The organism is Nitratidesulfovibrio sp. 1201_IL3209, assembly GCF_036763125.1.
In the GTDB taxonomy this organism is placed as follows: Bacteria; Desulfobacterota; Desulfovibrionia; order Desulfovibrionales; family Desulfovibrionaceae; genus Cupidesulfovibrio.
The window spans coordinates 217,907-238,108 of sequence record NZ_JBAIYT010000001.1 but is presented as its reverse complement, the minus strand read 5'-3'; the positions used below and the strand labels follow the sequence as shown (position 1 = coordinate 238,108).

The window sequence follows — 20,202 nt, the reverse complement described above, 5'->3', positions numbered from 1 at the left end:
GACAAAACGTGGCGCAACTGCTCGGCCTGTCCCTGGGGCAACATGAGGCTAGCCAAAGAGAGCCCCCTTTCCGATGAACGGGAACCCGCCGAACCGCTCGAACCGGCCTGGGTCCAGCGTCTGGTCGATGAGCTTGCAGTTGGTGGCGGTATGGCGGCAGGTGGCCACATGGGGGCACTCGTCCGACCGCAGCCAACTGCAATAGTCCCGCATGATGCGCCGCCTCGGCACCATGCGGCCCATGGTGTTGAGCGTGCCCAGGGTGAAGTGCACCTTGTCGCCGGGGGCCGGAATCGAAATGCCCAGGTCAACAAGGGCAAGCTCGTGCGTGGGTTCCGGGTCATCAAGCAAAGCCGTGTTGACCACCAGCACCCGAACCTTGCACGACACCCGGCCATGCTGCTTCCGCCAGTCCTCCAACTCCTCGACGTACTTCTGGGGCACTCCACCGGCGTTGAACACCGTGAGAGTCAGCGTACCCCGGCGCGCGCCCTCGCCTTCCGCCCAATCCTCATGCTCGAAATTCATGGCCTGCCAGAGCCGCGTTTCCTCCGGTCCCAGAATGGCGCGAACCTTGCCGCCGAAGTCCGGCCGGGCCACCAGCCGATATGCACCTGCGGGCTGCCCCTGGAGGGTGTCCTCGCTGCGGCGGTGGAACACCGCCACCTCAAACCACGCCTCGCCCGCGGCGCGCTCCAGAGCCACCGAACCGCTCCAGTCACCATCCCCCACGGAGAAGGTCAGCCCCCCCGCCTCCGGCAGGACAAAGGTTACCTCGTCGCCAGGCTGGGCCAAGTCGCCAACCTGCGCATCGGTCAGGGGCCATACCCACGACTGAGGGTCACGTGCGAAACGCATGGTACGTCCGGTGGGCAGCCCCACCTCCAGAAACAGCAGGTAAGGACTGCCCCCGTGGCGGCGATTGCGTTCGATGATCTGGGCAAGCGTAGCCATGGTCACTCCGTGCGCCGGATAGGCTGGATGGTGCATTGCACGGCGAGCCTGCTGGGTGTGTCCCGCGACTCGCTGTGCGTGATGGCGTTGGACACGAAGCGGGCCTCCCACTGCACGCCAGTGCGCGGTCGCACCCACAGGAACGGCGTGGACCGCTGGTTGGCATGGAATGCCACAAGGGTGTCGAAGTCGGCGTAGCTCATGGCCGCCCACTCCAGCCGCATGGGCTGTTGCCGGGGCACCGAGAAACGCGGCCGGGCAGCATCGTCCCCGGTCTCCATGTTCGCCTCGTCCAACGGGTCGAAAATCCCCCCGGACATGGACGAAGGCACGGCGATGTCAGGCCAGACGTTCATGCTCACGCTCCGCTGGCCACGGCGTCACGGACGCCCATGATGTTGTTGGCCCAGCCCTTGAGCCAGATGGTCATCACGGCGGCGGTCTGGTCGAAGCGCATCTCCGTGCGCCGGGCCTGCACAGGCTGCCCGCCCTCGTTGATCACCCGGACCTCGAACTTCGTAGGCATGCCTCCCGTCCCTCCGGCCACCTTCACCCCAAGGTCGCCCCGGCTGGTACGGCCAAGAGGCATGATGGCCTCCTCGCCCGCCTCGCCCATGAGGCCGATGCCGTGAGCGAAGGGGAACAGGGTGGGCTTGTTCACGACAGAGTTGCGGTAGGCCGAGATGCCGGGGCCGCTGAACACATTCCCCTGCGCCGACGCGGTGAACAGTCCGCCCCAATTGATGCTGCCGAAAGCCTTGGCGAGCGGCCCGGTGATGTTCTGCTCGACCTGGGCCTTGATGATCATGCGCGCGAAAGCCTCGCCCACCGCCTCGATGTTGGCCTGTGCGCCCATGGCCCAATCGGTGATGGCATCTGCCATGCCGTCCAGCGCCTTCTTGGTGGCCTCCTTCCACTGTGACGCGGCGTTGCTGGCGGCCTCGGCGTACTCGATGAACGCCAACTTGGCCCCGTCGCTCCCGGCCTGCGAGATTTCGAGCATCTTCCGGGCTTCCACCTCCGCGAGCAGAGTCTTGTCCTGAACCACCTTCCGGTAGTTCGACATTTCGCGGTCGAGGATGCGGGCCTGCAAATCCTCCCGGTTCTTCAGTAGCCCGGCTGCCATCTGGTAGAACTGCTGCTCCACCTGCATGTTGCGCTGGGCGGTGGTCAGGTGGATGCGCTCGACCTCAAGCGCCACCTGTTTTTCCACCTCCTCGCGGGAGCCCACCTTCTCCCAGTCGCGGCGCTTGTTTTCGAGTTCGGCCAAGGCACGTGCGCGGTCGATCTCGGACTTGTCGAGGTTGCCCCCGGCCTGAGCCGCCACCTCGTTGCGCAAGAACGAAAGCTCGGTCTCCCGGTCACGCCCTTGGTCAAGGAAGGCCTTGCGGGCGCTGCGATACTCCTGAATCGTGGCAAAGCCCTTGGCGAACGCTTCCTCTGCCGCAGCCTTGAGGCGTTCCATCTCCGGCGTGACCGAGCCGATGTCCTTCTTCCACTTCTCGAAATTCTTGCTGAACCGAAGCTGCGCGGCCTGGGCCTCATCGCCGGTGATGCCTGCCAGCGCCTCGTTGACCTCGCGCAGCGCAGCCGCCGCGCGCCCCGCCGCCGCAGCCTCGTTCTTGCCCACGGAGGAAAGCTGCCGGTCGCGCTCCTTGGCGGCCTCGACGAGCTTGCCCTCCCAATAGTCCGTGCTTTCCCCCGCATCACGGAGACGTTCAATGACACGGGTGATGGCGGTCTCGGTCTCGTTGTAGGAATCGTTGATCTTCTGGATTTTCGCAGCGTCCGTGTCCTTGAGAAAGGCGTTGGCAGCCTGCCGTGCCTTGCCCAGGGCGGCATCGAGCGCTTCGGCGGCGTTCGTCTGGTCGGCAAAGGCCCCGTCGCGCTGCCGGTTCCCGGCGGCGATTCGAGCCAGGTAGGCGTCGATCTGCTCCTGCGAGTAGCCATATTGCCCTTCGCCAATCAGCTCATTGCCCTTGATGCCCTTGGCCTGCATCTCGGCGATGATGGCGCGGCGCCGGGCAGTCGCCTCCATGGCGTCCGAGGTCGCCTTCAACGCATCCTTCACGGCGTTGATCCCGGCCACCATGGCATCGGTCTGGCTGGCGCTGGCCTTGAACCGCTCCCACTCGGTGGAGAGCCCGCTGGTCGCCTTCTGCGCCTCGGAAGCTCCGCCGGTGTACTCGGTGCGCAGAACGCGGGCGAGCTTCGGCAGCAGATCGTCGGCAGTCACCCGACCCTGTTCCAGCAGCTTGTCGAGCTCGGCGGTGGTCAAGCCCATGGCCTGTGCCGCGAGACGGAACGCGCCGGGCAGCCGTTCACCAAGTTGGCCCCGCAACTCTTGGGCCTGCACCTTGCCCTTCGAGATCATCTGCCCGATGGCGAGGTAGATGCCCTGCATGTCCGCCTGCGACAGGGACAGCGCGGCCCCTGCCTCGGACACTGCCGTGAAGATGGAGTTCATGTCGGCCTCAAGGGCGGTGCCCTTGCCCGACGCGAAAAAGGTCTTGGCTGACTCGGCAGTGGAGCGGAACTCAAGCCCGAGGCGCTGGGTGGTGTCGTAGATGAACTGGAGTTGCTGGCGGGCGGCTGTCGTGGAGCCGTAAATGGTGGTGTAGGCCCGGTTCAGCCTCTCCACCTCCATGGCCGCCCTGAAGGTGGCCATGGCTGCGGCACCCGCCGCCACGCCAGCCGCTGCCACATACGGGGTAAACGCCATGGCCGCAGTGCCCGCCATGCGCAACGCCCCGCTCGTGTCGCCCAGTTCAAAGCGCAGGCGGGCCATTTGCAGCGAACTCGCCCCCGTGCTGCGCTGGATATTGACGAAGGCACGCTCGGCAGCCTGCGAGGCGGACTGGCGCACCATGGAGGCGGCCAGTTCATCCATGCGCGAACGGCTGACCCCGGCCTTGCTCGCAAGCTCGTCCAGATTCTTGCCCAGCCCCGAGAAGGAACTACCCGAGGCGGTGGCGCTTCGGGAGGCCACCGCAAGGGACGATGTGAGCTTGGTCAGGTTGCCCGACATCGTGCGCGGAGACAGTGCCCCGTTGATGGCGTCCGACATGGCCCGTCCCTGCTCGCGCGCAAGGGCCTTCGCACGGTCCAGGTCCGTCTTGAGCCCCTCGTACGTCAGGCGAACAGGCACGTAGATGCCGGGTATCTTCCTCGCCATGAATTCCTCGTTCGGTATTCAGGGCGCTGGTGGAATAATCTGCCATACGGTGCTATCTTGACGGCATGCCTTCCCCGTTGGTAGGGCTGCCCTTGGTTAACAAAGAGAGACCATTTGTAACCGGCTTCTTGCGCCAAAGCGGCTTCGTGAGTACCCTGTCAGCAAAGGAGGTAGCTATGGGACGCGCTATGAAATACCTGTTCGCGGGTATCGGCGGCATGCTCGACATGGCTCCTCGAGCCAATCCCCCCGCATCCCGCCGTTTGCAGGAAACCCGCAATGCGATCAACGCCCAGGGCCCCCTCGGGACACTAGGGCGGGACTTCGAAATGGTCGGAAACGACCTTCGCGCCGCAATAGCGAGGTACACCCGTGGCAGAAAGGCCGCATGACCACGCCGTTGAGCCTGCCGTCCAAGCCCCGGCCCAGGTCGCCCAAGGCGTCCTGCCGGGGCTTGAAGCTATGGAAGCATCCGTCACCATCTCCGGCGAACTGCACTCAGGTCCACTTCCCGCTCCGCAAACTCTCGAGGCTTACGAGCGCATAGCTCCGGGAGCCGCCGGGCGCATCATAGCCATGGCCGAAGAGGAGCAGAGGCACCGCCACGCCTGCGACTCCTCGCTGATCTCCGCGCAGATACAAGACAGCAAAGCCGAGCGGCAGGCCGAACAACGCGGACAGTGGTTGGCGTTCTGCCTCGCCATGACCATGAGCCTTGTCGCCGGGATGGCCATATGGCAGGGGCATCCCGTCACTGGCGGGGCCATTCTCGGCACCACGCTGGTGGGCATCGCAGCCGTGTTCATCACCCGAAAGCCGTGGGGCAAGCCGCCCCCGGAACAACAGCAATGACCCCCAATGGGGCCGGGCCATCCCGGCCCCCTTTCATTTCCACCAGCACCCTATTTGCTTGTCAGTGAACAGGCCCGGCAACGTCGGGGTTATTCCGAAAACAGCGTCTCGATCGCTTCGTCGTCGTTGGCGAAGCCGGTTTCTACGCGACGCCGCCGAATGGCGCAGAACGCCATCCATTCGGTGAACTCGGCGCTACTCATGCGCCGCAGCATTTCACCGACCGTCATCCCCAGTTCGAGCGCAAGGGAGAAGGCGAATGCCCTCTCCCCGCGCGTCAGGAGTTTTTTTCAGCCTCCTCCACGGCTCCGGCATGCAGGCCGTTGAGCCGGATGGCCTCCTGCAACAGCCGGTCGATCACTTCGGGGTTCTTGCGGCCAAGGGTCGTGTCCGCGTCCTCGGGCGCGAACAGTGGCAAGCCCTCGTCATCCACCAGGCAGAGCGCGAGGAACTCGGCGTTGCTGATCTCCACGCCGCCGTTCTCGTCGGTCCTGCGCTTGGCGAGGTTGTCTCGGGCGGCGGCACTGAACCCGCGCAGCGTCACCTGTCCGCCCCACTCCGGCACGTCCACGACGGCCATGGGCAAGTCCTGCGCGTTCAGGATGTCATCTCTCGTCAGGCCCATGATCTGCTCCTTAGGCGGCAAGGCGCGTCACCTTGCCGGAAACCTTGATGGTCAGGGAGAACCGCTGCACGTTGTTGGTTTCCCAGTTGAGGGGCAGCGACTTCACGTAGCCAGCGAAGCCCCACTTGGTTCCGGCCGACGTGACCACCTGCCAGTTCTGCACCTCGCCGCTGTCCAGCAGGTCGAGCAGGGCCAGATGCTGGGCGTTGGTGTCGTCCCAGATACCCTCGGCGCTGAACGAACCGTAATCGGCCAGACCCGGCGCATACTCCTTGCCGTCCGACTCAAGGTCGGTCACGTCGATGTCGTCTTTGGAAATGCCGTCGATGGAGAGCTTGGTCAGGCCGGGCAGGGTGGTGAACACCTCCGGTTCGGCACCGTCCCCGAGCTTGAGCACGGAGCCCTTCGACAGCGTGTACTTCTTGGCCATGGTGAATCCTCCGGGCTACGCCCACACGATGAAGTCCATGGAAACACGGCAAACACGCGCCTCCCCGTCCGAGAGGTCGCGGTCCTCGTCCAGTTCGGCGGCAAACTCGGCACCGGTCATCACGCCGCGCACCGCCTTCGCCAGCCGCTTTGCCTCGGCATAGGTCTTGGCCCAGGCGTCGATCTGGATGCTGATGCGCTCGCACGGCACGTCCCCATCCAGAACCGCCTCCGGGGCTCCGCTCACCCGCTGGTAGGTGATGAACGGTAGCGGCGCGCCCTTGGGCGCGGACAGCGGGAAGATGCGCCGGGACACGATCCCGGCCACGCCCGCATCCGCCGCAAGGGCGGCCTGCATCACCTGCTCGAAATCAACCCCGCTCATCGTAGGCACCCCCGAGACGGGCCTGAATCTCGTGAATGGCGGCCCGCATCACCCTGTCCCGCGCCGGGCGCAGGAAGGGATGCGCCGGGACATGCCCCACGGTCCGACCGTTCGCGTCGATCATGGCGTGTCCGAACTCCACGAGGTGCGCATGCGGCGCGCGGGCGACAACGATGTAGCCGCCCCCCTCGAACTTGGACTTCCGGGCCTTGATCGACCTGCGCAGCTTCCCGGTCTTGTCGGTGAACGCCGCCGTGTTCCGGGCGTCGGCCGCGATGCGCTCGGCGAGCATCTCAAGCTCGGGTTCCAGCATCTCTCGCACCTGCTCGGCCACGGCCTCGTCCGGGATGTCCACGGACACGGAACTCACGGGAATGAGCGCCATCAAATCCTCTCCTTGCACATCAGGTGCATCTCGCCCCCATCAAGGGACAGCACCGCGTCGATGGTCAGCACCCGCCCGCCGAACGACACCCGCATGTCGGCCCGCACGTCGCTCCGGCTCCGGATGCGCACCCGGTGCGTCACCTCGGATTGCGCCTGCGCCGCCGCAAAGAACTCACGCCCGGCAATCGGCTCCACAGCGGCCCACACGGTGGCCACGTCCTGCCATTCCGTGGCGTCCGCCCCGCCCCATTCCCCCGGCTGGTGCATGGGGGCCTGGAGCGTGATGCGATGACGCAGCAGTCCGGCGCGCATGGTCAGGCTCCCACCATCACGTAGGGGTCGAGCAGGCAGTCCACGAAGTCGCGGGTCATGCGGGTCACCAGCGTTCCGGTGATGAAGGTTTCGCGCTGGGCGTACAGCCCGCCGAGGCGCACCAGCATCCATTGCCGGATGGCGTGCGGCGTCGTGGCCCGAGCGTTCTCCTCATCTCCTTCCACCGGCCAGCCCGCCCTCACGCGCACCGTCACCTCGGCCCCATCGGGAAAGCCCGGCAGTGGCGTGAACGTCCCCCGCACGGGATGCTCCTGCGGGGACAGGCCGGAGGGGACGAGGGTGTAGAACCCCTGATCCACCTCCGCCCCGTCCACGGTCACGGCCTCCACCTCACGCACGGGAGCAAGAGGCAGGGGCACCGGGTCCACCAGCGGGCCGGGCATGGTGATCGTCCAGGGCGAGTCCACGAAGACCCGCCCGGTGAGCGTCTCGCCCTGCTCCCGCACCGCGACGATGAGCGCGGCCAGCAGCGCGTCATCCTCGGAGACCTCCACCCGGCAATGGGCCTTGGCCTCGCCAAGGGTGACGGGCTCGATGCGGGGTGCGGCGACACGGCGGATGATCATTTCCTCTCCTGCTTCCCGGCGGGCTTGCCGCCTTTGGAGACATCGGCGGCGACACCGGCGGCCCGTGCCTGCGCGGCCACCTCGTCGTCCACCTCCACGACACCAGCGGGATAGTCCTCGGGCCAGCATCCGTTGCGCCAGTAGCGGAACGGTTCTTTCAGGGTGATCTTCTGCATGGGGCTTCCCCTATGGCCGGGGCCTCTCGACCCCGGCCGTCATAGTTACGCCGCAGCGAGCTTCAGCAGCTTCACCGCCTCGGAATCCACCAGCATGCTCCCCACGCGCTTCGTGGTGTAGAAGTGCACGTAGGGCTTGTTGGTGAACGGGTCGCGCAGGCTGCGAATGCCGATGCGGTCGATGATCCAGTAGGCGCGGGCGAAGTTGCCGAAGGCGATGGGAATGGCACCGGCCCCGATGTCGGGCATGTCCTCGTTCTCGGTCACGCCGTAGCCAAAGACGAGCGAGGGCTGGCCCGCCTGCATGGACGGCTGCCAGATGTAGTTGCCGTCCAGATCCTTCCACTTGCGGACGGCGGCCAGCGTCTTGCCGTTCATCATGAACGCGGCCCCGGCCCGGTGCCCCTTCTTCAGCGTGTAGATCAGGTCCACCAGGTCATCGGCGGGGTTCACGTCGGCAGTGCGGGCCTTGAAGCCACCGGCAACGCCCGTGGTCAGGAACTGGAGCGTGCCGAAGTCGCGTTCGCCGTCGGGTTCCGCGCTCTGGGGGTAGGCCAGAAGGCCCTTGGGCTTGTTGGCCCCGTCGCCGAGGATGAAGGCCGCGCCTTCCTGCTCCGCAAACTCGGTCACGATGTCCGCGCCCAGTTCGGCCTCGACGTTGTAGAACAGGTCGTCGAGGGCCTTCTGGGTGACCGCCGGATTGGCGTAGACCTCGCCCATCACGGGCTTGAGTTCGGCCAGCGTCGGCGTGCCGGTTTCCGGACGGGCGGCCTTCTCGCCCACCCAGCCCGAAGCCGTACCGCCGAGGTTCACCAGTTTGCGGTACTCCTCGGTTCCGATGGTCACGACGCGGCACACCTGGCGCATGGGGGACTCGTCGCGCAGGAGGCGCGTGATCTCCTTGTCCTGCTCGATGGGCAGCGCGTAGCCGCCATCGGCGGGGGTGCCGACGCTGACGGCCTTGGCCTCGATCTCGGCCAGGCCGGTCTCGTCACCCTTGCGCGCCCAGCGGTTCCACGCCGCCTTGTGCTCGGCGTGAAGCTGGGCTTCCTCGTCGCCGCCCGCACCAGGGCGGTTGGCCTTCTTGGCCAGGTCATCCAGTTCCTTCCCCAAGCGGGAAAGTTCGGCGTTGGCCTTCTCGACCTTGGCTTCGAGTTCCGAGACGGCCTTGCCTTCCGCCATGGCCTTCAGCCGTTCATCGTTGGCCTTCTTGAACTCCTCGAAGGCCGTCCCCTGCTGTTCGAGCAGGCGCTTGATTTCCTCGCTCATGTTGTGTCTCCGCTACGCCCGGAGGGCGTCGATGTTCCGCCGCACCATGGCGGCAAGTTCGCCAACGTCGCCTTCCTCAGCGTCCCGCAGAGGCAAGCCCTTGAAGCCATCCGCAAGGATGAGCTTCGCCTGTTTCCTCGAAAACCCGGCTTCTCGCAGGGCAAATTCCGCTTCCCGGATGGTGGGGCACTCGCCGTCACTCTTGACCCCGGTGACCCGAGCCTTTCCGTTGGCCGGGAAGGTCACGAGGGATACCTCGACAAGTTCGATGGCGGTGAGGGTGCGCCGTGGCTCCTCCGGCTTCGACCGCGCAACCCATTCCTTGGCGATGTAGCCGATGCTCATCCCGTTGATGGCCGGGCGCGGCTTCATCTTCATCAGCGTGTAGATTTCCCGACCGCGCGGCGTGTCGGCCAGCGTGCCCTCCACGTAGAGACCGTGCCCGTCCTCGCGGATTTCGGTCCACACACCGACCGGCGTGAAGTCGTCGGCCCCGATGCCCCACCCGCCGTGCTGGAGGAGCATGGCGGGCCACACGCCCGAGGTCTTGAACTCCGCGATGGTCTTGGTGAACGCGCCCTTGGCGATCACATCACCGTAAGCGTCCATGTTCCCGAACACCGCGCCATACCCACTGAACGTCATGGAGGCGGTATCCTGGCCAGCGCCCTCGGCGAGTTTCAGGTCGAGCAGGCCGAAGCTAAGCCTTTCCATCGCTTCCCTCCGTGCGTTCCGGCGCGGAACCGGGTTCCACCATGTTCAGCGGCACCCGGTACTCGTCGCCGCCCTCATAGGGATTCATGTCTTCAAGCTCCCGGATGTCGTTGGGGGACAAGGCCCCCACCCCGTAGAGCCGGGTGTAGAATTCCGCCCGGTCCCGCGCGGCCCCGCGCATGAGACCGTTGGCGTTGAACCGCAGGTAGTAGCCCTTTGCCCTTTCCTCCGGCGTCAGCAGCTTCTGCGTGCCGCTCTGCTCGATGCAGGCGTACCAGGGGCCAAGGGTGTGCACGCCGTGCTGGAGGAACATCTGTTCGGCGCTGGCGTAGGTGCTGGCCTTGTCGTAGTGGCCGACCATGATGGGCAGCACGCCGAAGGCCCGGCAGACCTCCTCGACCTGGTGCCGTCGGGTTTCGAGGAACTGTGCCTGATCGTTGGGCGACACGAGGGGAAACCACTTCATGCCGCCGCCGAGGATCGCGGTCTTGAAGGCGTTCTCGTTCCCGCCGTGGGCCGCCTGCCACGCCTCGCGCAGTTCCTTGCGCTGCTCCTGCGTCAGGTTGATTTCCGTCGTGAGCAGGCCCGACATCCGGGCTCCGTTCTTGAACAGGCGGGCACCGTGCTCTTCCGTGGCCAGAGCAAGCCCGATGGCCTCGCGCGCCTGCCGCACACCATCAAGTCCGCACACCCCATCCCAGGACAACCAGCGGAGATGCCACATGTCCTCCGCAGGCACCCGCACCCGCTTTCCGTCCTTGGTCGAGAGGTCGTAGGTGATCTCCCACCCGTTGCGCGTGACGGTCACGGAGCCCGGCTGGTACGGCAGCATCTCGACGATGCGGTCGCCCACGCGGTTCAACCAGACGAAGGCGTTGCCGGTCAGGCTAAGATGCAGTCCGAGCATGTGCCGGAACTCGAAACTGGTCTGGTACTCGTTGGGGCCATGGGCCACGAGGGAGAACAGCGGGTGGGCCGACGCCTCCATTCGGGCCCGGCCATCCGCCCGGTAGAGCTTGAACGGCACCTGTGCGAGGCCGTTGGCGATGACGCGGGCGCAAGCGAGCACCGCAGTGCATTGGATGGCCGTAGCCGCTGTCACGTGGACGCCGCTCTTGGCCAAAACCCCACCCAGCACCTCCGCCAACAGGTCGTAGGAGGTCATGCGGGTGCCCTTCCCTTCGCGCCGGAACAAGCGGGACAACCAGCCCATCACCAGACCTCCGCGAAGATTTCCGGTTCCTCGGCGGGGGCGGCCAAGGCACGCCCAACCGCCATGATCAGGGCAACGGCGCCGTCGATCTTGGAGCTCTCGCGCTCCTTGGTCGGGTAGAAGTATTTCACCGGCCCGCCGCCGCGCGCCTGCTTGAGCACCACGTTGCCCATCATCCACGTGAGCACCGGATCATCGGCATGCGCATGCCTGCGCGCCTCGTTCAGCATGGCCACTTCCGGATAAGGCCGACACATCACGTCACCCTGCGCGGTGGTCGTGGTGTACGAGCGACCGTTCTCGCGGATGAACCGCTCAAGCTCCTCGATCTCGGCAAGACGGGCGGCCAGCAGGCCCAGCGTTTCCTCGAAGGTCTCGGAGGCCAGCCCAAGCGGTGAGAGCTTGGCGCAGAGCACTCCGAACCACACCAGCGCCCGCCCCGAAAGGAACGCAGGGGCGTTCGCCACCACCGCCGAGGGTTCAGGCGCGGCCTCGTTTGCCCGGTCCTTGCGGAACGTGCCCTGAAGCACCTTCAGGGTGCGTGGTTTCTGCTTCCGTCCTGTCGCCACTTTTGGTCCTCAGTTTTGACATCGCGCGAAATCGGGAGACCATCCCGGTCTACCGATTGCCCACTCAAAGATTTACCCTCCCCCTCCCCTTGGCCGCCCGCCGTCCTCGCGGTTGGTCTTGGCGGTGTGGCACCGGTGGCAAAGGGGTTGGAGGTTCGCCCTGTCGTCCGTTCCACCGCGTGCCCTGCTCACGATGTGGTCAACGTCGGTGGCCGGCACGAGGTGGCCCTGGGCTGCACAGGCGCGGCAGAGCGGCTCCTCGCGGAGCACCTGGGCGCGGATGGCCCGCCATGCCCGGCCATAGCCACGTGCGGCGGCGCTTCCCCTTGCCTTGTCCTGCCGTGCCTCGCGTTCAGCCGCTCGGCCTCGCGCCGCTTCGGCGTGCGGAGGGCAGTAGCCCGAGGCGTCGCGGGTCAGGGCCCGGCAACCGGGATGCCGACAGGGCTTGAGGGGCCGGAGGGTGCTCATGTGCGCCTCCTAGCCTCCCGTTTGCATCGCTCTTCGGCGAGGGTGCTGTAGGTGGTGTCGAGGCCCCAGGGATGGGGGCCGATAGGACACTGGTGTCCTATCAGAGCGGACACGGGTGTCCTCTCCACTATTCCACCTCTCTTTCCACCCTCCGGAGGGCTTGCAGCCCTCAGCACAGAGGAGCGCCCGGTGCGCTGGGAGACGAAGAGTCCGGAGTCCACGAGGGTGGCCACAGCGCGTCGGACGGTCCTGACGGTGACCCCGCAGAGTTCCGCCAGCCTGGCTTGGGAAATGCGTGCGCGCCCGGAGCGCGCATCGAGCGAGAGCGCCAGCACGAGCCCGACGAGCCGTTCGGTGGGCGTCAGGGCTGCCGCAAGGATGCGGCGCTGGAGTGCGAAGGTGTCTGTGCATGGGCGTTCGCTCGTCATGTTGGCAGGGGCGGGTTGTTGTTGCCTTCGGGCGTGGCCCCGCCCCTGTGCCCCACGGCTCCGCGCACCAACGCAGCCCGTGGCGGCGGCCCGAGAACTAGCGTCCCTTCCTGTCGAGGGTCTGGCGAATCCAGCGCACGTCGGTTTCGATGGCGGCGAGCCGCTCCATGGCCGACTGCTGGCGCGCCTGCTCGATCTCGATGGCCCGGACGCGGGCCGAGAGGTCCGCCGCCCACCAGATCGAGGAGGCAGCCTGGAGGAGGATGGCGAAGATGAGGGCGAGGCCCCATCGGCGCTCGATCATCCAGCAGCTTGCGTCACGTGCGGTCATCGCGCCCCCTGCACCTACCGGGCGGCCCGGCGGCCGATGCTGATCCGATCCCCGAACCACGAGCCTGCGATGCCGCAGAAGGTCACGCGGGTGCCCTCGTCGATGGCGTCCGGCAGGAAATAGCCGACGGCGAGCACGACCACGGCCGCCACGGTGACGGCGGGCCGGATGGCGGCGCGAAGATCGACCACCCACTGCGAGGGGGTGCCGGACACGTCACGATTGAAGAACTCGGCCTGGGCGCGCTGGGACTCGGCTGTGGCCCGCACATAGTCGGCCATGACTTCGGGCTTGGTGGTGGCGAGGGTGGCCAGGGTGCGCTCGGGGCTGTCGTCGTCCTTGCCGAGCACCTTCTTGCGCACGAGGTCCACGACCGGCGGCAGGATCATGCCGCCGACCGTGGTGATCGCTTCGAGCAGGCCGGGAATCATGCCTGCCCCCGCGCCATGTCGATCCCGCGCCCGATGGTGGCCGTGTCGTAGGGGTGCTGGCCGTTCTCGTGCCGGATGATGCAGGCGACGAGGGTGGGCAGCACATCGGCGACGACGATGGGCTCGTCAGGGCTGACGCCGAGGCGTTCCGCGACGTGGCGGATGTAGGCTTCGGTGTTGTTCTCGGTCGGGGGTGCCCAGCGCGAGATGATCTGCCGGACCGTCTTAAGCCCGTGCTTGCGCTGGTAGTTGAGCAGGATGACGGCCATCGCACGGATGCCGTCTTCGGGCGTGGCGAACGTGCAAAAGTCGGGATCGCCCTGGGTCGGGGCGAGGCCCTTCCACTTGTCGCCGTGCCGGATGTTGCCGGGGTTGTTGTTGCGGATGCCGCGCGGGATAGCCATGGCTACGCTCCTGTTTGGGAGAAGCGTAGCGCGGGGGGGCGGGGGGAGATCAAGAAAGGCTAGCTTGGAAACGGGGGTTTACAAGCAAGCAAGCTCAAGCGGAAAAAAGGGGGACTAAAAACTAGTAAGAGAACACTCTGCCCGGCGACAATAAATTAGGGGCAACAATCGCAAAGTTGTCTTCCGCGCGTTGTTCACGTAAGATGCTACTATCGACAATCGTAACCCTGTGTAGCTCCGCGCACGAGCACAAAGAAGAGAGAGAATGGCGACTGGACAGAAAAGTGACCTTCCCTTTGGCAGCGAGTTCTCCCCTTCGCAGGTCAATCTCCCTCGGCTGCTTGATCTCGCTGACAAACACGGGGGCGACCAGAAAGCGCTTCAAGACGCCATCCGGGCAGAGTACTTCGCGGAACATGGTGGAGGCAGCGTCAAGAACCAGCAAACCCTCGCTATGAACTGTCGTCTGGGTATGAGAGCCTATGGGCTCATCGACGATATGGCCACCCTAACCGAGTTCGGCCGGGTGCTCTATGACATCCGCAGCGATGAGGCCAATCTCTACGACAAACTTGGCACGCACATCCTACTAAACCTCAAGGGCATGGCGTTGGTGCGCTGCATCCAAGAGATGACCATCGCGGGGGAGCGCGTCACACTCGACGCGCTGCGCCACGCGCTCGAAGAGCGCGGCATCCACTTTCCCAAGGGCGGCAAGCATCCGAGCATGATGCGCCTTTGGCTGGAAAAGGCGGGGGTGTTCGCTGCTGGCAGTTGGCGTATCAACGAGGCACGACTGCGCGCACTGATCGGCGCAGACAGTGACGAGTTCGCTGCACTCGCCCGCTTCACACCCGAACAACGCGCTTTCCTCCTAGCGCTCGCTAACTGTGGTGTGACCGCCCCGCAGCCCGCCAACGTCATCCGCGACCTAGCCGCAGCCACCTATGGCGTTCGCTTCCCCGACAAGAATTTGCCGCAGGCGATACTAAACGCGTTGCGAGATGCCGGGTACATCAACTTCACAAAGACCACCAGTGGCCGTGGCGGTAAGCCGATGGAGGTGACGCCCACTGCGAAGCTGCGCAGCGACCTTGTGGAGCCGCTACTCAACCAGCTGAAAAACCAGCTAGACCCGAAACTCATCGCACTACTGACCAAGCCCCTTGACGACATCCTCACGGAGCTTGATGCCGACGACAAATACCTTGCAGGGCTTGCTCTTGAGGCGCTGGCCTTCAAGCTCATGCGCATCCTCGGGATGGACTACATCGCAACCCGTCTCCGCAATATCTCCGCGACTGGTGGTGCGGAGGTTGATCTCATTTTCCACTCGTCCCGATTAGTCTATTCGCGCTGGCAGGTTCAGTGCAAAAACACGGCGCGCGTGTCTCTTGATGACGTGGCGAAGGAAGTTGGCCTAACGCACTTTCTTAAGAGCACTGTCATCGTGATGGTCAGCACTGGTGCCATCGGCGAAGATGCTCGCCGCTACGCCAATAAAATCATGCAGGACTCGAATCTCTGCGTCGTGATGATCGATCGACAAGACTTGGAAGCCATCAAAGAGAATCCTGCAAGCATCGCCGATGCTTTCAAACGCGAAGCGCACAACGCGATGACTCTAAAAAATATTGACTTATAAGTATCCCATCATGCCAAACAGAAAAATTCAGAAGCCGTTGTTGTTCCACAAAACCAAACACGGGAAAATTTATCTCGGCGACAGTCTTGACGTGATGGCGGGCATGAAGCCGGGCAGCGTTGACCTTGTAATGACTAGCCCGCCCTTCGGGCTCGTCCGCAAGAAAGAATATGGCAACGCCGACTCTCATGAATATCTCGAATGGTTCCAGCCTTTCGCTCAGCAATTCAATCGCGTGCTCAAAGACAGCGGTAGCCTCGTGATTGACATCGGTGGCGCGTGGATGCCCGGTCAGCCGACGCGTAGCCTGTATCACTTCAAGCTACTCATCATGTTATGCGAAGAATTTGGCTTCCATCTAGCGCAAGAATTCTATTGGTGGAGCCCGTCGAAGCTCCCCACACCTGCCGAGTGGGTTACGGTACGTCGCATCCGTGTGAAGGACGCAATCAATACCGTGTGGTGGTTGTCTAAAACCCCGTGGCCTAAGGCCAGCAATCGCCGCGTGCTGCAACCTTACAGCCCTAGCATGAAGCACCTGCTTGCCAAGGGTTACAAAGCACAAAGGCGGCCTTCGGGCCACGACATCAGCGAGAAATTCGCCATCGACAACGGCGCGGCCATTCCGCCAAATCTCATCGCCCTACCTAACACTGAAAGCAACGGCGTCTATCACCGCTTCTGCCAGGAGCATGGTATCAAGCCACACCCTGCTCGCTACCCTGCCGAGCTTCCCGAATACTTCATCAGGATGTGCACGGATGAACGCGATACAGTGCTCGATCCATTCGGAGGAAGTTGCGTCACAGGCGAAGTGTCTGAACGCCTCAAACGGAAGTGGGTGTGCGCAGAACTCAACGAAGAGTATCTAGAAGGTGCGCTCGGACGCTTTACATCCGACAACGCGGAAGCGCTTGCCGCTCGGGCATCCATCGCTACAAAGCTAGACGACGAAGCAAACTACTATAAGATCCCTCGCCCTGGCATCCTCTGGAATGGCAGTCACGGCGACACACTCGCCGAGGATGGAGGCAAAAAACGCGCTATCAAATCTACTGCTCCAAGCAAAGCATCAAGCAAAGCTCACGATGGCTCAAGTGATGTTGAGCCTATGTCCAAAACAGATTGGCGATGCAATCGTTGAGCGCGAAGCTGACTGTTCTCTTTGATATCATAAATCTATCGCAATATCGCACTTCACGCGATTGAGGCTTTTAATATAGCAAACTTGAAATCAATGACATTGCCACTTAGGCATAGTGATCTGTCAATCCATGGCCTCATGCGACAGGAAGACCTCAAAAACCCGCATGGCACCCTTTACGGAATATCGGAACTGTCACGCTTCCCAAGCTAATTACCATCATACTAACAAACTGCATCAGTTGCGCGCAACATCTCTAGATTCTTCCGGCAGCAAATCTCCTCCTCTTGTCTCCACCAGAATGGCGGGACTCCACCTCACCCATGCACAATGGGGTTCCCTGCGCGTGCCTGTCGCGCCGCAGCCGGGGCAAAAGTAGTCTGCCTCTCGATCATCAGGCCCATAGACACGAGAAAACCTGAATCGAAGCTGAGCCCCGCAATCCGGACACAGTGGAGCCCACGAAGGCCTCGCCATCAGCACGTCCTCCCGGCGCTCGCGCGCATTTCCATGGTATCCGGCACCACTCCGGACCGCATGTTGACAGACATGACCGCCCCCCTTAATTTAACGACAAACGGTAAACGCTGGACGGGAAATGGTCGCATCGTTCCGCTGCAAGGAAACACGGGCACTCTTCGAGGGCGCGCCAACCCGCAGGTTCAGGGCCTTCACCAGCGTTGCCCTGCGCAAGCTCGACATGCTCGACGCCGCCGCATGCATTGACGACCTGCGCATCCCTCCGGCCAACCGTCTCGAAGCACTCAAGGGCGACCGGCAGGGGCAGCACAGCATCCGAATCAATGACCAATGGCGCATATGCTTCGTCTGGCGCGACGGGGCCGCCCATGATGTCGAAATCGTGGATTACCACTGAGGATACCGCCATGCGCATCCGCACCCACCCCGGCGAAATTCTGAACGAAGAATTCTTGAAGCCCCTGAACATCACGGCCCATGCCCTTGCCGTGGCGCTTGGGGTGCCCGCCACCCGCATTTCGGACATCGTCCACCAGCGGCGCGGCGTCACCGCCGACACGGCGGCGCGGCTTGCCCGGTTCTTCGGGACCAGCGCGGCCTTCTGGATGAACCTGCAATCCGCCTACGACCTGTCCGTCGTGCAGCGCGACAAGGGCGACGATCTGCTGCATATCCGTCCGCATCCTTCCGCCGGTACGGCCCACGCCTACTGATCCGGGCATCAGAACCTCTCCACGTCCCACTCACCGCGCTTGCCGGGCTTCACGGCCACGAACGTGAACCAGGGCTTCTGCTTGGCCGCGACCTTGATCTTCACGCGGGCATCATCTTCCCAGTGCCCTTTCACCTCGTGAAGTTCGACAACGCCGCTTGCCCGGATGACGAGGAAGTCGGGCGTATAGAACGTCTTGTCGGCGAGCCGCAGCTTGAGCCCCTCGTAGTCCCAGCCCACGATCTTGCCCGCCCGTTCGAGGCCGGCCAGATGCTCGGCATACCGGGCCTCGGTCTGATTCATCCCCTCGCTGCGGTAGGTCCGGCCGGGCGCGGGTAGCCGCCCCTTGGCCCTCACCGGCGCCGGGACACCCGCCGGGCGCTGCACGGGTGGCGCTGCCTGCACCGGCGCACGGTTGCGCATCCACTTTTCCAGCCCCCCAGCCGCCTTGATCTCTGCTGCGCTGACCGTGCTCATCGTGCGGCCCCCGCCAGAGCCTCGGCACGCGCCCGCTCGTGCTCCGGCCGCTCCTGCCAGTCCACGCCGCCACGCTCGAATGCCCGCACTGCGCGCGGCACCGGCCCGCCATGGTTGCCCCTGTCCGGGTAGAGCCCGAGGCGTTCGCGCTCGAAGGCAACGGTGCCGCCCACGTAGCCGCGCGGCATGACCATGAGTCCCAGCGCCTCGATGTCGCGTCGGCTCTCCCCGTTGCCGCCGGGATGGCACCGGCACCGGCGGACCAGGCGCTGCCACGTGTCCGCACCGGTGCGCGGATCGCGGGCCGGTGCCCAGGCGAAGATCACCCCCGGCTCATCGCACTCGGGGCAGCAGCGGGAATCGCTGACCACCTGCTCGGGGTGGTTGGCCTGCCACTCCTCCCACAGCACGCGGATAGCCTGGCCGAGGTTGCGCGGCAGCGTGGCGCCGTCGAGCAGACGCTGCCGAATCCACTCCAGCGGTGGCCCCGACGGGACATGCCCGCACTGCTCGAACCAGATGTCGCGGGAACGCTCGCCGGGCGGGTTGCACCCGAATCCCGCGTAGACATCGCTCACCAGCGCCTCGAATGCCGTCCGCCCCATGTTCCGTGGCGTTGCCTTGCTCATGCCCGTACCTCCGTCTGCTCTGCTTCTCTGGCCAGCCTGGCCTCATAGTCGGCGGTGTTGATCTCGTGGAACGACTTGCCCCGCAGGTTGGCGTACGGGTCCGGCGACCGTGGCGGCTTGTTGAGCCAAAACCGCCCGGAGAGGAACTTCTGGGGCGACGGGATGAACCGTCCGCCCTCCTTGGCCCATTGCTCGCTGCCCTCCCACTCGGACAAGGCATCGAAGAGCCGGGGAAGGCCGGGGTACGCCCTGGCCTTCTTCATGGCCAGCCACGACGGCAAGACGGCGTAGATCGGCTGCCGGGCCCGCTCAGGGTAGGCGTCGAGGAACTGCTCAAGCTCGATGTCCGGGACATGGCGAGGCGGCTCTGGCGCATCAGCCTCTTCGGGAGGGAGAGAATCGACCGGCCCCAACCCGTCTCCACCCCCCAACGGGGGGGTAGGGGGGGTGCCTTTATTCTTCTCTTCTCTCTTCTCTTCTCCTCTGTCGTGACCATGCGTGACGGGGCGTGACTCTTCGTGACCGTGCGTGACATCGCGTGACATGTCGTGACATGCAGTCGCGTCACGCTGCCGCATACGCTGGGCGCGTTTGCGGTCAGTGGCGGTGACGTCCTCTCGTTTCGGCTGTCGCTCGTCCCACTTTGCGATGCGCTCGTTCAGGATCATCCCCTTGGCACGCATGGCCTCGACGATGGCGCATGCTGCCCCGTCATCAAGACCAAGGATGGCGTCTGCCCCCTCGCAGTCGAAACCATCGACCATGCCCCTGTCCCTGGACTCGCAGGCCCTTTCCAGAAGCATCGCCCAGACGGCCACGACTGCGGCCACGTTCTGGCGAGACTTGCGGGCCACGACCTGAAACTTCGGGTCGCTAGCGGCCCCTGTGTACCAGCGGAACCAATTCATCACGTCCTCCACTCAAGCGGCGTTGCCGCCACCCTCGCATGTCCGGCCACGGATTTCCGGAGGCTGTGCGAGATATGCAAACGACCTGCTTCTAACGGCTGCCTTTCGATAGGCAGTCCCCTTATTCTCACCACATGGGTAAACTTCAACCCACGAAATTCCTGTAATAATCTTGGCTGATCTTTACTGTGGACACCCATTCGCCAAGCCTTAACGTGAACGGTTTGACCGCGTCTTTTAGCGTCGGCGAAAAAATGCACCCTGCCGTCCGTACCCAACTACCTGTGAACCCCAGACGCGTCTTTTAAAGGGTATGAATACAAGCGCCCTCACCGGACAGGGTGCCCCCCTCTCCCCCTCCCCTCTGGTTCCTGCCCCCTCCTCCCCCAGCAACGGGTCTTGCACCACTCGACGTGCAGCCACTGCCAGGGCGGCTTGGTGAAGGGACACGGGCGCAGGTGGGGATATCGGAGGTACGCGGCGCGGGCAGCCTCTGGC

General features: G+C 64.4%; 28 protein-coding genes. 5 read left to right on the top strand and 23 right to left on the bottom strand.

What is annotated here, in order from left to right:
* Positions 1–48: 48 nt before the first annotated feature.
* From V6B97_RS01030 to V6B97_RS01020, 3 genes are read right to left on the bottom strand one after another with little or no spacing between them, the layout of a single operon-like run.
* A complete protein-coding gene (locus tag V6B97_RS01030) occupies positions 49–954 on the bottom strand; it encodes a hypothetical protein (protein WP_333504633.1) in 906 nt (301 codons plus the stop codon).
* Positions 955–956: 2 nt separating this feature from the next.
* Positions 957–1,310, bottom strand: a complete 354-nt coding sequence (locus V6B97_RS01025) for a hypothetical protein (RefSeq protein ID WP_333504632.1) — start codon at positions 1,308–1,310, stop codon at positions 957–959.
* Positions 1,311–1,312: 2 nt separating this feature from the next.
* Entirely contained in the window at positions 1,313–4,129 is a 2,817-nt protein-coding gene (locus tag V6B97_RS01020) for a tape measure protein (RefSeq protein ID WP_333504631.1), read from the bottom strand.
* 462 nt (positions 4,130–4,591) lie between these two features.
* On the opposite strand from V6B97_RS01020, the gene V6B97_RS01015 reads away from it, so the two are divergent.
* The gene (locus tag V6B97_RS01015; protein WP_333504630.1) at positions 4,592–4,981 is read left to right on the top strand and encodes a DUF2335 domain-containing protein; all 390 of its coding nucleotides are present in this window, start codon (positions 4,592–4,594) and stop codon (positions 4,979–4,981) included.
* A gap of 89 nt (positions 4,982–5,070) precedes the next feature.
* Here V6B97_RS01015 and V6B97_RS01010 read toward each other — a convergent pair whose 3' ends face one another.
* The 17 genes from V6B97_RS01010 to V6B97_RS00935 all read right to left on the bottom strand — a co-directional run bounded on the left by V6B97_RS01010 (position 5,071) and on the right by V6B97_RS00935 (position 13,709).
* On the bottom strand, positions 5,071–5,211 hold the full coding sequence (locus tag V6B97_RS01010; protein WP_333504629.1) for a hypothetical protein: 141 nt from the start codon (positions 5,209–5,211) through the stop codon (positions 5,071–5,073).
* A 47-nt stretch (positions 5,212–5,258) separates the two neighbouring features.
* Positions 5,259–5,606, bottom strand: coding sequence for a hypothetical protein (locus V6B97_RS01005; protein ID WP_333504628.1), 348 nt, complete (start codon positions 5,604–5,606; stop codon positions 5,259–5,261).
* A gap of 10 nt (positions 5,607–5,616) precedes the next feature.
* A complete protein-coding gene (locus tag V6B97_RS01000) occupies positions 5,617–6,036 on the bottom strand; it encodes a phage tail tube protein (RefSeq protein WP_196608330.1) in 420 nt (139 codons plus the stop codon).
* A gap of 15 nt (positions 6,037–6,051) precedes the next feature.
* Positions 6,052–6,420, bottom strand: coding sequence for a DUF3168 domain-containing protein (locus V6B97_RS00995; protein ID WP_333504627.1), 369 nt, complete (start codon positions 6,418–6,420; stop codon positions 6,052–6,054).
* Positions 6,407–6,805: an HK97 gp10 family phage protein gene (locus V6B97_RS00990; RefSeq protein WP_333504626.1), complete on the bottom strand. Its 399-nt coding sequence runs from the start codon at positions 6,803–6,805 to the stop codon at positions 6,407–6,409. The genes V6B97_RS00995 and V6B97_RS00990 overlap by 14 nt, the downstream gene beginning before the upstream one ends.
* Positions 6,805–7,119, bottom strand: a complete 315-nt coding sequence (locus V6B97_RS00985; protein WP_333504625.1) for a phage head closure protein — start codon at positions 7,117–7,119, stop codon at positions 6,805–6,807. The genes V6B97_RS00990 and V6B97_RS00985 overlap by 1 nt, the downstream gene beginning before the upstream one ends.
* A 2-nt stretch (positions 7,120–7,121) precedes the next feature.
* A complete protein-coding gene (locus V6B97_RS00980) occupies positions 7,122–7,706 on the bottom strand; it encodes a head-tail connector protein (RefSeq protein WP_333504624.1) in 585 nt (194 codons plus the stop codon).
* Positions 7,703–7,882: a hypothetical protein gene (locus V6B97_RS00975; RefSeq protein WP_333504623.1), complete on the bottom strand. Its 180-nt coding sequence runs from the start codon at positions 7,880–7,882 to the stop codon at positions 7,703–7,705. Before V6B97_RS00975 ends, V6B97_RS00980 begins: the two co-directional genes overlap by 4 nt.
* A 45-nt stretch (positions 7,883–7,927) precedes the next feature.
* On the bottom strand, positions 7,928–9,151 hold the full coding sequence (locus V6B97_RS00970; RefSeq protein ID WP_333504622.1) for a phage major capsid protein: 1,224 nt from the start codon (positions 9,149–9,151) through the stop codon (positions 7,928–7,930).
* Between the two features lie 12 nt (positions 9,152–9,163).
* Entirely contained in the window at positions 9,164–9,865 is a 702-nt protein-coding gene (locus tag V6B97_RS00965) for an HK97 family phage prohead protease (protein WP_333504621.1), read from the bottom strand.
* Positions 9,852–11,030 (bottom strand): phage portal protein, encoded by a 1,179-nt coding sequence (locus V6B97_RS00960; RefSeq protein ID WP_333504620.1) that lies wholly within the window; start codon positions 11,028–11,030, stop codon positions 9,852–9,854. Before V6B97_RS00960 ends, V6B97_RS00965 begins: the two co-directional genes overlap by 14 nt.
* 47 nt (positions 11,031–11,077) lie before the next feature.
* Positions 11,078–11,647, bottom strand: a complete 570-nt coding sequence (locus tag V6B97_RS00955) for a terminase TerL endonuclease subunit (protein ID WP_333504619.1) — start codon at positions 11,645–11,647, stop codon at positions 11,078–11,080.
* A 72-nt stretch (positions 11,648–11,719) separates the two neighbouring features.
* Positions 11,720–12,115 (bottom strand): HNH endonuclease, encoded by a 396-nt coding sequence (locus V6B97_RS00950; RefSeq protein WP_333504618.1) that lies wholly within the window; start codon positions 12,113–12,115, stop codon positions 11,720–11,722.
* Complete coding sequence (locus V6B97_RS17375; protein ID WP_442935450.1) at positions 12,112–12,543, bottom strand: helix-turn-helix domain-containing protein; 432 nt, start codon at positions 12,541–12,543, stop codon at positions 12,112–12,114. Before V6B97_RS17375 ends, V6B97_RS00950 begins: the two co-directional genes overlap by 4 nt.
* 97 nt (positions 12,544–12,640) lie before the next feature.
* Positions 12,641–12,874: a hypothetical protein gene (locus tag V6B97_RS00945; protein WP_333504617.1), complete on the bottom strand. Its 234-nt coding sequence runs from the start codon at positions 12,872–12,874 to the stop codon at positions 12,641–12,643.
* A gap of 14 nt (positions 12,875–12,888) precedes the next feature.
* Positions 12,889–13,305, bottom strand: coding sequence for a hypothetical protein (locus V6B97_RS00940; protein WP_007526809.1), 417 nt, complete (start codon positions 13,303–13,305; stop codon positions 12,889–12,891).
* Entirely contained in the window at positions 13,302–13,709 is a 408-nt protein-coding gene (locus V6B97_RS00935; RefSeq protein WP_333504616.1) for a structural protein, read from the bottom strand. The genes V6B97_RS00940 and V6B97_RS00935 overlap by 4 nt, the downstream gene beginning before the upstream one ends.
* Positions 13,710–13,974: 265 nt before the next feature.
* Between V6B97_RS00935 and V6B97_RS00930 the strand changes: the two genes are divergently transcribed.
* The 4 genes from V6B97_RS00930 (at position 13,975) to V6B97_RS00915 (ending at position 17,691) form a co-directional block, all read left to right on the top strand.
* The gene (locus V6B97_RS00930) at positions 13,975–15,354 is read left to right on the top strand and encodes a restriction endonuclease (RefSeq protein WP_333504615.1); all 1,380 of its coding nucleotides are present in this window, start codon (positions 13,975–13,977) and stop codon (positions 15,352–15,354) included.
* Between the two features lie 10 nt (positions 15,355–15,364).
* Positions 15,365–16,498, top strand: coding sequence for a DNA-methyltransferase (locus V6B97_RS00925; RefSeq protein WP_333504614.1), 1,134 nt, complete (start codon positions 15,365–15,367; stop codon positions 16,496–16,498).
* Between the two features lie 598 nt (positions 16,499–17,096).
* Complete coding sequence (locus tag V6B97_RS00920) at positions 17,097–17,375, top strand: type II toxin-antitoxin system RelE/ParE family toxin (RefSeq protein WP_333504613.1); 279 nt, start codon at positions 17,097–17,099, stop codon at positions 17,373–17,375.
* A 10-nt stretch (positions 17,376–17,385) separates the two neighbouring features.
* Positions 17,386–17,691, top strand: coding sequence for a HigA family addiction module antitoxin (locus V6B97_RS00915; protein ID WP_333504612.1), 306 nt, complete (start codon positions 17,386–17,388; stop codon positions 17,689–17,691).
* 8 nt (positions 17,692–17,699) lie between these two features.
* Here V6B97_RS00915 and V6B97_RS00910 read toward each other — a convergent pair whose 3' ends face one another.
* The 3 genes from V6B97_RS00910 to V6B97_RS00900 are packed head-to-tail and all read right to left on the bottom strand — an operon-like array spanning position 17,700 to position 19,704.
* A complete protein-coding gene (locus V6B97_RS00910; RefSeq protein ID WP_333504611.1) occupies positions 17,700–18,167 on the bottom strand; it encodes a DUF1064 domain-containing protein in 468 nt (155 codons plus the stop codon).
* On the bottom strand, positions 18,164–18,796 hold the full coding sequence (locus tag V6B97_RS00905; protein WP_333504610.1) for a hypothetical protein: 633 nt from the start codon (positions 18,794–18,796) through the stop codon (positions 18,164–18,166). The genes V6B97_RS00910 and V6B97_RS00905 overlap by 4 nt, the downstream gene beginning before the upstream one ends.
* Complete coding sequence (locus V6B97_RS00900) at positions 18,793–19,704, bottom strand: hypothetical protein (RefSeq protein WP_333504609.1); 912 nt, start codon at positions 19,702–19,704, stop codon at positions 18,793–18,795. The genes V6B97_RS00905 and V6B97_RS00900 overlap by 4 nt, the downstream gene beginning before the upstream one ends.
* Positions 19,705–20,202: the final 498 nt, after the last annotated feature.

Excerpts from the sequence above, each read along its gene's own strand:
- V6B97_RS00940 (WP_007526809.1), bottom strand. The coding sequence starts at position 13,305 with ATGATTCCCGGCCTGCTCGAAGCGATCACCACGGTCGGCGGCATGATC.
- V6B97_RS00950 (WP_333504618.1), bottom strand. The coding sequence starts at position 12,115 with ATGAGCACCCTCCGGCCCCTCAAGCCCTGTCGGCATCCCGGTTGCCGG.
- V6B97_RS01010 (WP_333504629.1), bottom strand. The coding sequence starts at position 5,211 with ATGACGGTCGGTGAAATGCTGCGGCGCATGAGTAGCGCCGAGTTCACC.
- V6B97_RS00925 (WP_333504614.1), top strand. The coding sequence starts at position 15,365 with ATGCCAAACAGAAAAATTCAGAAGCCGTTGTTGTTCCACAAAACCAAA.
- V6B97_RS00930 (WP_333504615.1), top strand. The coding sequence starts at position 13,975 with ATGGCGACTGGACAGAAAAGTGACCTTCCCTTTGGCAGCGAGTTCTCC.
- V6B97_RS01005 (WP_333504628.1), bottom strand. The coding sequence starts at position 5,606 with ATGGGCCTGACGAGAGATGACATCCTGAACGCGCAGGACTTGCCCATG.
- V6B97_RS01025 (WP_333504632.1), bottom strand. The coding sequence starts at position 1,310 with ATGAACGTCTGGCCTGACATCGCCGTGCCTTCGTCCATGTCCGGGGGG.
- V6B97_RS00960 (WP_333504620.1), bottom strand. The coding sequence starts at position 11,030 with ATGACCTCCTACGACCTGTTGGCGGAGGTGCTGGGTGGGGTTTTGGCC.
- V6B97_RS00910 (WP_333504611.1), bottom strand. The coding sequence starts at position 18,167 with ATGAGCACGGTCAGCGCAGCAGAGATCAAGGCGGCTGGGGGGCTGGAA.
- V6B97_RS00985 (WP_333504625.1), bottom strand. The coding sequence starts at position 7,119 with ATGCGCGCCGGACTGCTGCGTCATCGCATCACGCTCCAGGCCCCCATG.
- V6B97_RS01020 (WP_333504631.1), bottom strand. The coding sequence starts at position 4,129 with ATGGCGAGGAAGATACCCGGCATCTACGTGCCTGTTCGCCTGACGTAC.
- V6B97_RS01015 (WP_333504630.1), top strand. The coding sequence starts at position 4,592 with ATGGAAGCATCCGTCACCATCTCCGGCGAACTGCACTCAGGTCCACTT.
- V6B97_RS00995 (WP_333504627.1), bottom strand. The coding sequence starts at position 6,420 with ATGAGCGGGGTTGATTTCGAGCAGGTGATGCAGGCCGCCCTTGCGGCG.
- V6B97_RS00965 (WP_333504621.1), bottom strand. The coding sequence starts at position 9,865 with ATGGAAAGGCTTAGCTTCGGCCTGCTCGACCTGAAACTCGCCGAGGGC.
- V6B97_RS17375 (WP_442935450.1), bottom strand. The coding sequence starts at position 12,543 with ATGACGAGCGAACGCCCATGCACAGACACCTTCGCACTCCAGCGCCGC.
- V6B97_RS01000 (WP_196608330.1), bottom strand. The coding sequence starts at position 6,036 with ATGGCCAAGAAGTACACGCTGTCGAAGGGCTCCGTGCTCAAGCTCGGG.
- V6B97_RS00975 (WP_333504623.1), bottom strand. The coding sequence starts at position 7,882 with ATGCAGAAGATCACCCTGAAAGAACCGTTCCGCTACTGGCGCAACGGA.
- V6B97_RS01030 (WP_333504633.1), bottom strand. The coding sequence starts at position 954 with ATGGCTACGCTTGCCCAGATCATCGAACGCAATCGCCGCCACGGGGGC.
- V6B97_RS00970 (WP_333504622.1), bottom strand. The coding sequence starts at position 9,151 with ATGAGCGAGGAAATCAAGCGCCTGCTCGAACAGCAGGGGACGGCCTTC.
- V6B97_RS00900 (WP_333504609.1), bottom strand. The coding sequence starts at position 19,704 with ATGAATTGGTTCCGCTGGTACACAGGGGCCGCTAGCGACCCGAAGTTT.
- V6B97_RS00920 (WP_333504613.1), top strand. The coding sequence starts at position 17,097 with ATGGTCGCATCGTTCCGCTGCAAGGAAACACGGGCACTCTTCGAGGGC.
- V6B97_RS00935 (WP_333504616.1), bottom strand. The coding sequence starts at position 13,709 with ATGGCTATCCCGCGCGGCATCCGCAACAACAACCCCGGCAACATCCGG.
- V6B97_RS00945 (WP_333504617.1), bottom strand. The coding sequence starts at position 12,874 with ATGACCGCACGTGACGCAAGCTGCTGGATGATCGAGCGCCGATGGGGC.
- V6B97_RS00990 (WP_333504626.1), bottom strand. The coding sequence starts at position 6,805 with ATGGCGCTCATTCCCGTGAGTTCCGTGTCCGTGGACATCCCGGACGAG.
- V6B97_RS00915 (WP_333504612.1), top strand. The coding sequence starts at position 17,386 with ATGCGCATCCGCACCCACCCCGGCGAAATTCTGAACGAAGAATTCTTG.
- V6B97_RS00980 (WP_333504624.1), bottom strand. The coding sequence starts at position 7,706 with ATGATCATCCGCCGTGTCGCCGCACCCCGCATCGAGCCCGTCACCCTT.
- V6B97_RS00905 (WP_333504610.1), bottom strand. The coding sequence starts at position 18,796 with ATGAGCAAGGCAACGCCACGGAACATGGGGCGGACGGCATTCGAGGCG.